Annotated in this window: 10 protein-coding genes; 8 read left to right on the top strand and 2 right to left on the bottom strand. The window is 72.9% G+C overall.

Annotated features, from left to right (window positions below; all coding sequences use genetic code 11):
• The first annotated feature begins 73 nt into the window (after positions 1 to 73).
• Together IE294_RS00905 and IE294_RS00910 are read left to right on the top strand one after the other, a co-directional pair.
• Positions 74 to 997: an LLM class F420-dependent oxidoreductase gene (locus IE294_RS00905; RefSeq protein ID WP_189881274.1), complete on the top strand. Its 924-nt coding sequence runs from the start codon at positions 74 to 76 to the stop codon at positions 995 to 997.
• A gap of 656 nt (positions 998 to 1,653) precedes the next feature.
• Positions 1,654 to 2,181: a hypothetical protein gene (locus IE294_RS00910; RefSeq protein ID WP_189881275.1), complete on the top strand. Its 528-nt coding sequence runs from the start codon at positions 1,654 to 1,656 to the stop codon at positions 2,179 to 2,181.
• Here the strand turns inward: IE294_RS00910 and IE294_RS00915 are convergent.
• Complete coding sequence (locus tag IE294_RS00915) at positions 2,141 to 2,791, bottom strand: hypothetical protein (RefSeq protein ID WP_189881276.1); 651 nt, start codon at positions 2,789 to 2,791, stop codon at positions 2,141 to 2,143. The two genes, IE294_RS00910 and IE294_RS00915, sit on opposite strands and share 41 nt — an antisense overlap.
• A gap of 140 nt (positions 2,792 to 2,931) precedes the next feature.
• On the bottom strand, positions 2,932 to 3,888 hold the full coding sequence (locus IE294_RS00920) for a D-alanyl-D-alanine carboxypeptidase family protein (protein WP_189881277.1): 957 nt from the start codon (positions 3,886 to 3,888) through the stop codon (positions 2,932 to 2,934).
• Between the two features lie 162 nt (positions 3,889 to 4,050).
• Here IE294_RS00920 and IE294_RS00925 point away from each other — a divergent pair, with 162 nt between their 5' ends.
• The 6 genes from IE294_RS00925 to IE294_RS00950 all read left to right on the top strand — a co-directional run bounded on the left by IE294_RS00925 (position 4,051) and on the right by IE294_RS00950 (position 12,564).
• A complete protein-coding gene (locus IE294_RS00925; protein ID WP_189881278.1) occupies positions 4,051 to 4,992 on the top strand; it encodes a hypothetical protein in 942 nt (313 codons plus the stop codon).
• Between the two features lie 124 nt (positions 4,993 to 5,116).
• Positions 5,117 to 6,583 (top strand): 3' terminal RNA ribose 2'-O-methyltransferase Hen1, encoded by a 1,467-nt coding sequence (locus IE294_RS00930; RefSeq protein WP_189881279.1) that lies wholly within the window; start codon positions 5,117 to 5,119, stop codon positions 6,581 to 6,583.
• Positions 6,580 to 9,147 (top strand): polynucleotide kinase-phosphatase, encoded by a 2,568-nt coding sequence (locus IE294_RS00935; protein ID WP_189881280.1) that lies wholly within the window; start codon positions 6,580 to 6,582, stop codon positions 9,145 to 9,147. Before IE294_RS00930 ends, IE294_RS00935 begins: the two co-directional genes overlap by 4 nt.
• A 240-nt stretch (positions 9,148 to 9,387) precedes the next feature.
• Positions 9,388 to 11,235, top strand: a complete 1,848-nt coding sequence (locus IE294_RS00940; RefSeq protein ID WP_189881281.1) for a RiPP maturation radical SAM C-methyltransferase — start codon at positions 9,388 to 9,390, stop codon at positions 11,233 to 11,235.
• Positions 11,232 to 11,807, top strand: a complete 576-nt coding sequence (locus tag IE294_RS00945) for a DUF5825 family protein (RefSeq protein ID WP_189881282.1) — start codon at positions 11,232 to 11,234, stop codon at positions 11,805 to 11,807. The genes IE294_RS00940 and IE294_RS00945 overlap by 4 nt, the downstream gene beginning before the upstream one ends.
• A gap of 154 nt (positions 11,808 to 11,961) precedes the next feature.
• Positions 11,962 to 12,564 carry a hypothetical protein gene (locus IE294_RS00950; RefSeq protein ID WP_189881283.1) on the top strand — a complete coding sequence of 201 codons (603 nt, stop codon included), beginning with the start codon at positions 11,962 to 11,964 and terminating at the stop codon, positions 12,562 to 12,564.
• Positions 12,565 to 12,575 lie beyond the last annotated feature (11 nt).

A 12,575-nucleotide genomic window follows, 5' to 3' on the forward strand; every position in this document is an offset into this window, starting at 1 on the left:
CACCCGACCGGGGACAGCCGTGCCGGACGGTACCGGCGCGGTTGACGCGGGCGGCGCCGTGCAGGATAGGTGTATGGACCTTCGAATCTTCACCGAGCCCCAGCAGGGGGCCACCTACGACACCCTGCTCGCCGTGGCCAAGGCCACCGAGGACCTGGGCTTCGACGCCTTCTTCCGTTCCGACCACTACCTCCGCATGGGCAGCGTGGACGGCCTTCCCGGCCCGACGGACGCCTGGATCACCCTGGCCGGGCTCGCCCGCGAGACCAAGCGCATCCGTCTCGGCACGCTGATGACCGCCGGCACCTTCCGCCTGCCCGGCGTGCTCGCCATCCAGGTCGCCCAGGTCGACCAGATGTCCGGCGGCCGGGTCGAACTCGGCCTCGGCGCGGGCTGGTTCGAGGAGGAGCACAAGGCGTACGGCATCCCCTTCCCGAAGGAGAAGTTCGCGCGGCTGGAGGAGCAGCTCGCGATCGTCACCGGGCTGTGGGCGACCGAGGCCGGCAAGACCTTCGACTTCCACGGCGCGTTCTACGACCTCACCGACTCGCCGGCGCTGCCCAAGCCCGCCCAGAAGAAGGTCCCGGTGCTGATCGGCGGCCATGGCGCGACCCGGACCCCGCGGCTCGCCGCCCGGTACGCCGACGAGTTCAACATCCCGTTCGCCTCGATCGAGGACAGTGAGCGGCAGTTCGGCCGGGTGCGGGCCGCCGCGGTGGAGGCGGGCCGCGACGCGGACGACCTGACGTACTCCAACGCGCTCGTCGTCTGCGTCGGCAAGGACGACCAGGAGGTGGCCCGGCGCGCCGCCGCGATCGGCCGTGAGGTGGACGAGCTGAAGGCCAACGGGCTGGCCGGTTCCCCGGCGGAGGTCGTCGACAAGATCGGCCGGTACGCCGAGATCGGTTCCCAGCGGATCTACCTCCAGGTGCTGGACCTCGGCGATCTGGACCACCTGGAGCTGATCTCCAGCCAGGTCCAGTCCCAGCTGTCGTAACCACCCGACGCCTCACCCCTGGTCCCGGGGCCCAGCCCCACGAGCCCCGGGACCTCGCCCTGGGGCCGCCTCCGGAGCCCCGGCCGCGCGCTCCCGACGCCCAGCCCGCCGGTCCTGTCCCCAGCGCGGTGACCAACGCCGCGCCCCACGGGTTCGGTCCAGCGGTCCACCCGCCCTGGGTTCGGTCCAGCGGTCCACCGGCCCGGTGCCAGGGTCCCGGCCATCGGTCGGCTCCCGGCGGGGGTGCTCGGCTCGCGGGCCCAGCCCGTCGGCCCCCAGTTCCGGGGCTTGGCCAGCGGTTCACCCGCCCTGGGTTCGGTCCAGCGGCCCACCCGACCGGGGTGCCAGGCCGGCGGGCCCCGCCCATCGGTCCCTCCTCCCGGGCACCCGTCCCATGCGTCCGGGGCCCAGCCCGCGAGCCACCACTCCCGAGGCCCGCCCAATAGCCGCGCCCCGCCTCCTTTCAGAGCCCGCCCCATAGCCCACCCCCTCCCAGGCCCCGCCCAACACCGCCACCCCTCCCAAGGCCCCACCCGGGTCCAACACCCCGCCCCCTAGCCCCTCGTCCCCAGCCCCCCACCCCCTGTGACGAGGCTGTGACCGGAACTGTGGCTTCCGTCACGGTCCGGGGGGTGCGGTCCTGCTGGGATCAGCCGATGGACGACGACTCCGTGCTCGGCATCCTCTTCGGCTTCCTGCTCTTCCCGGCCGTTCTCGCGATCCCCGCCTGGGTGATCGCCGTCATCGTCAAGCTCCTGTCCGTGGCGATGCCCGGCAGGCGCCCGGACTGGCGGCTGGACCTCGTGCGCTGGTCGGCGTGGATGGCGGGCTGGGCCGCGGTGGTCCTCTATTTCCTGGGCGCGGGATCGGTCGCGCTCTCCGTGCACGAGTCCTCCTCCGGCGCGGACTCCACACCGGCCCACGAGTGCCGCGACGACTTCCCGCCCGGTGTGCTCGTCGGCCAGCGGGCCTCCTGGGTGCCGCTCCGCTTCGACTGTGTCCTGGCCGACGGCAGCACCCGGCCCAGCAGCCCCGGCTACTTCTGGGTCAACACCGGTGTCGTCGGTCTCGGCCTCGCCGCCGTGACCCTCGGCATCCTCGCCGGAGCGATGTCCGAGCGTCGGCCGGAGCCGGGTGGGCCGGTCACAGATCCCGGGTCAGAAGGCGCTCGCCGTCCGGTGTGAGGAGGAGCAGGTTCCAGGCGACGCCGGTCTCCCCGTCGTCGCCGTCCCACCACTCGGCGAACGCGTCGGCCAGGTCCGCCGCGCCCGCCGCGCGGTCGCCGGCGTCGTAGGCACTGGTGAGTTCGACGTCGTAGTCGCGGTCGCCGAGGTGGACCAGGACGACCCGGGTCGCCCTCGACGCGGAGTCCTGCGCGCCGTGCCGCGCGGCCCAGGAGCGGAAGTCGGTCAGGAGGCCGGGAGCCGTCTCGCGACGGGTCAGGGGGCGGGCGGGACGCCGGTTCGGTGCGCCAAGGACCCCGTGGCGGCAGCCGAGCACCCAGGCACCGCGGTCCCGGTCCACGACCTCCCGTGGCCGGGCCGTGAGCGAGCGGCGCACACAGCCGCCCCAGACAACTTCGCGGATCGCCGCGCTCTTGCCGCCGGAGTCGTGGATCTCCTTACCGGTCCGCCGGCCGGCGTCATAGGCAGCGACCCGGGCCGGCGCGGTCGGGTGCGCGGCGGACGCCGGCCGCCGTGCGCCGGTGTCGCAGGACACCGTCAGCAGCGCGAGCAGTCCCAGCGCGGCCGGCGCCCACGCCCGCCGTCCGCCCCTCCGGCCGGTCACGAGCACGGTGCGTCCCCCTTCACGGTCCCTGCCCGGTCTGTCCGCCCGGTGAGAGGGCTCTCGCGCCGGAAGGGTTGCCCGTGCGGCCCGGTCGGACCTGACCCGGCCGGGGTGCCGGGGGGACCCGTGGGTCCCCCCGGGCCGGCTCAGCCGCGCTGGGTGAAGCCGTAGTCCAGGATCTTCGCCGCGTCCTTGAAACGCTGGTCCGCCGACGTGTCCGCGAGAATCGTGCCCACGACCGTCCTCGAACCACGGGTGGCCGCGAACACCAGGCAGAACTTCGCCTCCGGACCGGAGCCGGTCTTCACGCCGAACGCGCCCCGGTAGGAGGTGAGGAGCTTGTTGGAGTTGTTCCACGGCTTCATGGCGTGCGTTCCGCCGCCGGGCCGGTACGACCGCATGTCGTCGTAGACCTTCGTGCCGACGACCTTCTTGAACGTCTTGTTCTTCAGCGCGACCCCGGCCAGCTTGGCCAGATCGCGCGGCGAGGAGTAGTTCTTCCCGTTGGACACCCCGTCGAAGGAGTCGAAGTGGGTGTTCTTCAGGCCGAGTTCGCGCGCCTTGGCGTTCATCTTGCCGATGAACGACTTGGTCCGCTGGGCCGTGGTCGAGCCCGTGCCGTAGGTGTCCGCGAGCGCGTAGGCGGCGTCGCAGCCCGACGGCAGCAGCAGGCCGTACAGCAGGTCGCTGGTCTTCATCGAGTCGCCGAGGATCAGATTGGCGCTCGAATAGCGCTGAACGTGCGTCACCGGGTCGATGACGTAGTCGGTGTACTCCCTCTTGATCTTCACCTTCTTCCCGAGGTCCACGTTCCGCTGCGACAGCACCACGAGCGCCGTCATGATCTTCGTCGTGGAGCCGGTCCGCAGCCGTCCGTCCGGCGCCTTGCCGAAGAGCTGCTTGCCGGTCGCCGGGTTCATGGCGTACGCGCCCTGCGCCGACACCTGCGGCGCCGCGGCGGCGGAGCGCTGGGCGGAGGCCGCGGCCGGTGCCGTGGCCGCCTGGGCGGGAGCGGTCGCGAGGACGCCCGCACCGAGGACGGCACCGGCCGCCACGGCGACGGCGGCTCTGCCGCGTACCCGGGTTCCCTGGCCGTTGGTCATGGTTCCCCCTTCTGTCAGTGGTCAGTTGACGAGGGCTCACTCCATCAGACGCGGGGCCGGGGCGGCCGTAACGGAGATCACATGGGTCTCCTGTGAACACCGTGTGCCGGAACTGTGGCTTCCATCACAGCGCACATGATCCTTGCCTGGTCATATGACCGCGTGCGTAGAATCCTCCCCCTTGCTCTCACCGGCCTGCTCGCCGTGTCGGCGTGCCAGTTCGCCGGTGACGACGACCCCGGCGACGAGGCCCGCCGCCTCAACACCATGAAGGCGTTCCCGCTGAACGCCTACATACCGGACGCGACGACCCGCGACGGCAAGGCCGTCGGCACGGCACAGTGGATCCTCGCCAAGCGGTGCATGGTCCGGCTCGGGTTCACCGGTTTCAAGGCGCTCGACATCAGGACCGTCGAGTCGACCTACCCGGTGCGGCAGGGCACCCTCGCGGGCGGCAGCAAGGTCGGGGACGACAGCCCGTACGGCGTGGACGACCCCGACCTGGCGGCCGAGCACGGCTACCACAACGCGGCGCGGGACGAGTCCGACGACCAGCCCATGGAGTGGCCCGCCGACCAGTACGCGGCCCTCACCGGCACGTTCGAGTCCGGCGACAGCCACCAGGCGCACGGCCACCCCATTCCCGCCAAGGGGTGCATGGGCGAGGCGGTCCGGAAGATCTACGGCCCCGAGCCCAAGCCGACGAAGATCGGCGGCGTGCGGCTCAGCGGCTACTACTCGCTCCCCGTGCAGTACTGGTACCAGGCGCACAAGCAAGCGCGGAAGGACCCCGCGTGGAAGAAGGCCGAGCGCGCGTGGTCGGGCTGCATGAAGGACAAGGGCTTCCGCTACTCCGACCCGGACCAGGCGTCCACCGACTCCGACTGGTTCCGCGGTGACGAGCCGTCGCGGAAGGAGAAGAAGACCGCCGCCGCGGACGCCCGGTGCAAGCTCGACACCGGCTTCATCCAGGCCGTGCACGCCGTCGAGAGCCGCGCGCAGAAGACCGCCATCAGCAAGAACAAGAAGGCGCTGGACGCACGACGCGCCGACGACCAGCGGGCCATGGCGAAAGCGCGGAAGATCGTCGACGACGAGTCCTGAGCGGGCAGGCCCGGCCGCGCGGCCGGGCCGGGGCCCCGCAGGCCACCGTCGCAGGGGTCCGGCCGGCCGCAGCCGCGCGGAAAACCTGTGGTCGGCGGGGTACCGGCCAGGGAGACTCGACAGCATGTTCGTGACGATCTCCACCACCGGCACGGCCGGGAACCCGGCCACCGACCTGGGGTACCTGCTGCACAAGCACCCCGACAAGGCGCAGGCGTTCTCCACGTCGTACGGCACGGCGCACGTCTTCTACCCCGAGGCGGACGCCGAACGCTGCACGGCCGCCCTGCTGCTGGAGACCGACACGCTCGCGCTGGTCCGCCGGGGCAGGGGCAAGGGCCGCGGCGGCGCCCCCGACGCGGCCCTCGCGCAGTACGTCAACGACCGTCCCTACGCGGCCTCCTCGCTCCTCGCGGTCGCGCTGAGCACCGTCTTCTCCAGCGCCCTGCGCGGGGTGTGCAACGCCCGCCCGGAGCGGGCGGCGGCCCCGCTGCCGCTGCGCGTCGAGGTCCCGGCGCTGCCCGCCCGCGGCGGGGCCGGCCTCGTACGACGGCTCTTCGCACCGCTCGGCTGGACGGTCACCGCCGACCCCGTCCCGCTCGACACCGCGTTCCCGGAATGGGGCGACTCGCGGTACGTCCGGCTCGTGCTGGAGTCGGACCGGCTGACCCTCGCCGAGGCGCTGCGCCACCTGTACGTCCTGCTGCCGGTGCTGGACGACGCCAAGCACTACTGGGTCTCCGCCGACGAGGTCGACAAGCTGCTGCGCGCCGGTGAGGGCTGGCTGGCCGGCCATCCGGAGCAGCAGCTGATCACCAGCCGCTATCTGTCCCGGCGCTGGTCGCTGACCCGCCAGGCGCGCGAGCGGCTGGAGCTGGTGCGGCTGGCCGAGGCCGACGACAGCGAGGTCGAGGACATCGACAACGCCGTCGCGGAGGAGACCGAGGCGGAGGAGAAGCCGACCCCGCTCGCCGAGCAGCGCCGGGCAGCGATCCTCGCCGCGCTGCACGCGTCCGGTGCCGCACGCGTCCTCGACCTGGGCTGCGGGCAGGGCCAGTTGGTGCGGGCGCTGCTGAAGGACACCCGGTTCACCGAGATCGTCGGCGTCGACGTGTCCGTACGGGCCCTGGCCATCGCGGAGCGGCGGCTCCGGCTCGACCGGATGGGGGAGCGGCAGGCGGCCCGCGTCAGGCTCGTCCAGGGCTCCCTCGCCTACACCGACAACCGGCTCAAGGGGTACGACGCCGCCGTGCTCAGCGAAGTGATCGAACACCTCGACCTGCCCCGGCTGCCCGCCCTGGAGTACGCCGTGTTCGGGCACGCGCGCCCGCGCACGGTCGTCGTGACCACCCCGAACGTCGAGTACAACGTCCGCTGGGAGAGCCTGCCCGCCGGACACGCCCGGCACGGCGACCACCGCTTCGAGTGGACCCGCGAGGAGTTCCGCGCCTGGGCGGCGACCGTGGCCGGACGCCACGGCTACGACGTCGGGTTCGTCCCCGTCGGCCCGGACGACCCCGAGGTCGGCCCACCCACCCAGATGGCCCTGTTCCACCGCGACGACACCGAGAAGGAGGCGAAGGCCGCATGAACGGAACCCGCGAGCCGGGACGGGAACTCCCCGTCACCGACCTGTCCCTCGTCGTCCTCGTCGGCGCCTCCGGCTCCGGCAAGTCCACCTTCGCCCGGCGGCACTTCAAGCCCACCGAGGTGATCTCCTCCGACTTCTGCCGCGGTCTGGTCGCCGACGACGAGAACGACCAGAGCGCCAGCCGGGACGCCTTCGACGTCCTGCACTACATCGCCGGCAAGCGGCTGGCCGCCGGCCGCCGCACCGTCGTCGACGCCACCAGCGTGCAGCAGGACGGCCGGCGTCAGCTGATCGACCTGGCCAAGCGGTACGACGTACTGCCCATCGCCATCGTGCTGGACGTGCCGGAGGAGGTGTGCGCCGAGCGCAACGCGGCCCGCACCGACCGCGCCGACATGCCCCGCCGGGTGATCCAGCGGCACATCCGCGAACTGCGCCGCTCGCTGCGCCACCTGGAGCGCGAGGGCTTCCGCAAGGTGCACGTCCTGCGCGGGGTACGGGAGGTGGAGAACGCCACCGTCGTCACCGAGAAGCGCTACAACGACCTGACCCACCTCACCGGCCCGTTCGACATCGTCGGCGACATCCACGGCTGCTCCGCCGAACTGGAGGCGCTGCTCGCCGAGCTGGGCTACGTGGACGGGGTGCACCCGCAGGGCCGTACCGCCGTGTTCGTCGGCGACCTGGTCGACCGCGGCCCGGACAGCCCCGGCGTGCTGCGCCGGGTGATGTCCATGGTGAAGTCGGGCAACGCCCTCTGCGTCCCCGGAAACCACGAGAACAAGTACGGCCGCCACCTCAAGGGCCGCAGGGTCCAGCCCACCCACGGGCTCGCCGAGACCATCGCGCAGATGGAGGGCGAGAGCGAGGATTTCCGGGCCGAGGTGCGGGAGTTCATTGACGGACTGGTCAGCCACTACGTCCTGGACGGCGGCCGGCTCGTGGTCTGCCACGCCGGCCTGCCGGAGAAGTACCACGGCCGCACCTCCGGCCGGGTCCGCTCGCACGCCCTGTACGGGGAGACCACCGGCGAGACCGACGAGTTCGGGCTGCCGGTGCGCTACCCGTGGGCGGAGGACTACCGGGGCCGGGCCGCGGTGGTCTACGGCCACACGCCCGTGCCCGAGGCCACCTGGCTCAACAACACCATCTGCCTGGACACCGGTGCCGTCTTCGGGGGCAAGCTGACCGCGCTGCGCTGGCCGGAGCGCGAGCTGGTCGACGTACCGGCCGAGCGGGTCTGGTACGAGCCGGCGAAGCCGCTGCGCACCGAGGCGCCCGGCGGGCACGACGGCCGGCCGCTGGACCTGGCGGACGTGCACGGCCGCCGGGCCGTGGAGACCCGGCACGCGGGCAGGGTGGCCGTCCGCGAGGAGAACGCGGCGGCGGCCCTTGAGGTCATGAGCCGCTTCGCGACCGACCCGCGCCTGCTGCCGTACCTGCCGCCGACCATGGCGCCGACGGCCACCTCGCAGGTCGAGGCCCGCGGCGGTGCCGCTGAGGGACACTTCCTGGAGCACCCCGAGGAGGCGTTCGCGCAGTACGCGCGGGACGGCGTCGCACGGGTGGTGTGCGAGGAGAAGCACATGGGCTCCCGGGCGGTGGCCCTGGTCTGCCGGGACGCGGAGACGGCACGGAAGCGGTTCGGTGTGCGGGGCCCCACCGGTTCGCTCTACACCCGTACCGGGCGGCCGTTCTTCGACGACGCGGAGGTGACAGAGGAGATCCTCGGCCGGCTGCGCTCGGCGGTCGGGGACGCCGGCCTCTGGGACGAACTCGACACGGACTGGCTGCTGCTGGACGCCGAGCTGATGCCGTGGTCGCTGAAGGCCACGGGGCTGCTGCGCGGCCAGTACGCGGCCGTCGGTGCCGCGTCCGGCGCGGTGTTCCCGGGCGCGCTCGCCGCCCTGGAGGCCGCGGCGGCGCGCGGTGCCGACGTGGGCGGCCTGCTCACCCGGCAGCGCGAACGCGCCGCCGACGCCCAGGCGTTCACCGCCGCCTACCGCCGCTACTGCTGGACCACCGAGGGACTGGACGGGGTCCGGCTGGCCCCCTTCCAGCTCCTGGCCGTCCAGGGCCGCAGCCTCGCCGCGCTCCCGCACGACGGACAACTGGCCCTGATCGACCGGCTGGTGGAACACGACGGCACCGGACTGCTCCAGACCACCCGGCGGCTGTACGTCGACACCGGCGACCCGGAGTCGGTCCGCGCGGGCGTCGACTGGTGGCTGGAGATGACCGGCCGGGGCGGCGAGGGCATGGTCGTCAAGCCGGTCGACGCGCTGGTCCGCACCTCCGAGGGGCGGCTGGTGCAGCCCGGCATCAAGTGCCGGGGCCGCGAGTACCTGCGGATCATCTACGGTCCCGAGTACACCCGGCCGGACAACCTGGCCCGGCTGCGGCGGCGGTTCCTGAACCACAAGCGGTCCCTGGCGCTGCGCGAGTACGCCCTCGGCCTGGAGGCCCTGGACCGGCTCGCCGACGGGGAGCCGCTGTGGCGGGTGCACGAGGCGGTGTTCGGCGTGCTGGCACTGGAGTCGGAGCCGGTGGACCCGCGGCTGTAGGCACCGCCGGGCACACCCTCCTCGCGGCACCGGCACACGCCTTCTCGACGCGCCGGTCGCACTACGCCCTTGTGTCGCGCACACACCTGTCCATATGGTGGACAGCCGTGCGGCGCAAGGGCGTTCGCGTGCCATGAGGGGAGTGGCGAGCGTGGAGATCAAGAAGACCGTGGTCCGCGAGGACCAGGGGAGCACCACCCGCCGGCCGGCGATCCTGGAGAAGCGGCCGACCCGCTGAGCATGCGCGTCCACCTGGTCACGATGCCGTGGCACCCGCTCGACCTGCCCTCGCTGCAACTGGGCCTGCTCCAGGAGATCGTGCGGCGGGCGCGCCCCGGCGACGAGGTGAGCGAGTTCCACGGCTCGCTGCGCTGGGCGGAGTTCCTGCTGGAGCGCTCCGGCGGCCGGCTCCGCCCGGGCGACTACGTCGCGGTCGGCAGCGACGCCATCTTCCACGGCCTCGGCGACTGGGTCTTCTCCGGCGTCCTGTACGACGACCCCGGCTGGGGCGAGGCCCGGCTGAAGGAGTACGCGGCCGAGCGGGACGTCCCCCTCGACACGGCCCTCGCGATGCGCCCGTACGCGGCCGGCTTCGTCGACGCCTGCGCCACCGAGATCCTGGCGGCCGGACCGGACGTGGTCGGGTTCACCACCACCTTCATGCAGAACGTGCCGTCCCTCGCCCTCGCCCGCGAACTCAAGCGCAGGCGCCCCGAGGTGACGGTCGTCCTCGGCGGCAGCAACTGCGACGGCCCGATGGGGCACGCCCTGCACCGCAACCACCCCTTCGTCGACCACGTGGTCCGCGGCGAGGCCGAGTACGCCCTCCCCGCGCTCTTGCGCCACCTGGACGCCCGGACCGCCCCGGCGGACGTCCCCGGCCTGTGCTGGTGGGACGGCACGGTGTCCCGGGCCAACACGGAAACCCGGCGGACCGTGGCCCCGGCCGACATACCCTCGCCCGACTACGACCAGTGGCAGGCCGCCCTGGACGCCTCCCCGGTCCAGGAGCACATCCATCCGAAGCTCGTCGTCGAGGGAGCCCGGGGCTGCTGGTGGGGCGAGAAGCACCACTGCACCTTCTGCGGGCTGAACGGCACGGCCATGGCCTTCCGCGCCAAGCCGGGGAAGCGACTGTGGACGGAGGTCGACCGGCTGGTGCGCCGCCACCGCCTCCTCGACGTGGTCACCGTCGACAACATCATCGACATGGCCTACTTCCGCGACTTCCTGCCCCGCGTGAGCGAGAGCGGCTGGGACCTGCGGCTGCACTACGAGGTCAAGTCCAACCTCACCCCCGACCAGCTCGCACTCCTCGGTGCCTCCGGAACCGTGCACATCCAGCCCGGCATCGAGAGCCTGGGCAGCCGCGTCCTGGACCTCATGGACAAGGGCGTCACCGGCGCCCGTAACGTCCGCACCCTGCGCGAGTGCGAGAACCACGCCCTGACCTGCTCCTGGAACCTGCTGTACGGCTTCCCCGGCGAGACCGCGGACGACTACGCGCCCGTCATCGACCAGTTGCCCGCGCTGGTCCACCTCCAGCCGCCGAGCGGCGCCCACCGCATCCAGCTGGAACGGTTCAGCCCGCACTTCACCGACCCCGGCCTCGGCTTCGGCGAGCGCCGCCCGGCCGCGATGTACCAGCACGTCTACGACCTGCCCGAGGACGAACTCACCGATCTGGTCTACCTGTTCGACACCGAGCCCGCGGGCATCGGCGGCCCGGTGGAGCGGCGGCTGACGGAGGCGGTGGCCGCCTGGCGGTCCGGGCACGCGGACTCCCGGCTGCTGTTCGAGGAGGACGGCGCGGGGCTGCTGGTGCACGACCGCCGGTACGGCCGCCCGCCCGCCACCCACCGCTTCACCGGCTGGCGGGCCGCGACCCTGCGCCGGCTGGAGGACGGCCGGACCGTTCCCGCGCTGCACCGCCTGCTGACCACCGACGGCCACGCGGTGCCGGCGCGGGCCCTGGAGGCATGGGTCGACCACGCGTTCTCGCTGGGCCTGCTGTTCCGCGACGGCGCCACGTACGTCTCCCTGCCGACCTGGGGCGAGCCGGTCCGGCTGCCCGAGGGGGCCGGATGAGCGGGCCGACCGGGGAGGACAGGTCGAGCGGGCCGAGCGGGCTGACCGGCACCGTTCCGCACCGGCGCACCGGGCGCCGGGTCGAAGCCGCCGAGCCCCTGGACCTGAGCGGCACGGGCCGCGCGACGGCGGAGGCGGTGCGGTTCCTGCGCGAGTGCCAGGGCCTGGGCCTCGGTGTGAGCTGGCGGGCGACCGGCACACCGTCGTACGACCCCCGCCTGCTGCACCACCTCCCGCCCCCCACCGAACCGCTCGGCGGACCCGGCGTGTGGGCATCCTGGCGGACCGGTCATGCCCACGGCACCCTCTACCACCGGCGCGGCCCGGACTTCGTCACCGTCCTGGACCGCAGGGAGCGGGGCACCGCCGTCCGCCTGACCCTGGACCACCCCGCGCTGCACGCCACGTTCCTCCGGCTGCTGGAGCCCACGCCCGTCGCGGAGCTGGACGCGACCGAGCGGGAGGCGCTGGGACTGCTCACGGCCGAGCGGCTGGTGCTCACGGGCGGGGGCTGGGCCGTGGCCCTGCCCCCGCGCATCCGGCAGTGGCCGGTGCCCTGCACCGCGATCTGAACACCTGTCCGGCCCACCCGCCCGCGTGTCGGGATCGGAAGCGCATCGGAAGCGCGAAACCGGCGCCCGCCCGACGGATGTCGGGCAGAGTGACTGTCGTCATACCGACGGAACGAGCGAGGTCCCGGCCGTCTGCCGGGAGTTGCGAGGACCCATGAACCACACCTACGAGCCGCCGAGCCTCTTACCCGCCGGCGGTAGGGAGCGGACGTACGCACTGCTCATCGGTGGTGTCCCCCTTCTGCTGATCCTGCTCATGGGCATCGTCCCCCACCTGGGCTCGGAGGACGGCGGCTACTCCGACAGCTACTCGGGCGGCTACTCCGGCGGTTACGACCCGTCGTCCCCGGACACACCGGCGCCGGGCGCCGCCACGGCGGACGAGACGCCGACCCAGCTGTCCACCGACAGCGCCGACCCCGCGGACACCGCTTCCAGCCCGGCCGGCACCGAGAGCCCCGAGGCGGCCGACAGCCCCTCCGGCACGGTGACGCGTTTCTTCGAGGCCATCAACGAACACGACTTCCAGACCGCCTGGGACCTGGGCGGCAAGAACCTCGACGCGTCCTACAGCTCCTTCGTGTCGGGCTTCGCCACCACCGAGCGGGACTACGTCACCATCCAGTCCGTCCAGGACGAGACGGTCTGGGTGGATCTCCTCGCCCGGCAGACCGACGGCACGCAGAAGTCGTACAGCGGCCGGTACACCGTGGTCGACGGTGTCATCACCGACGCCTCCATGAACCCCACCGGCTGAGCAGAGCGGAG

This window comes from Streptomyces canarius (assembly GCF_014650735.1).
GTDB classification, from domain to species: domain Bacteria; phylum Actinomycetota; class Actinomycetes; order Streptomycetales; family Streptomycetaceae; genus Streptomyces; species Streptomyces olivaceoviridis.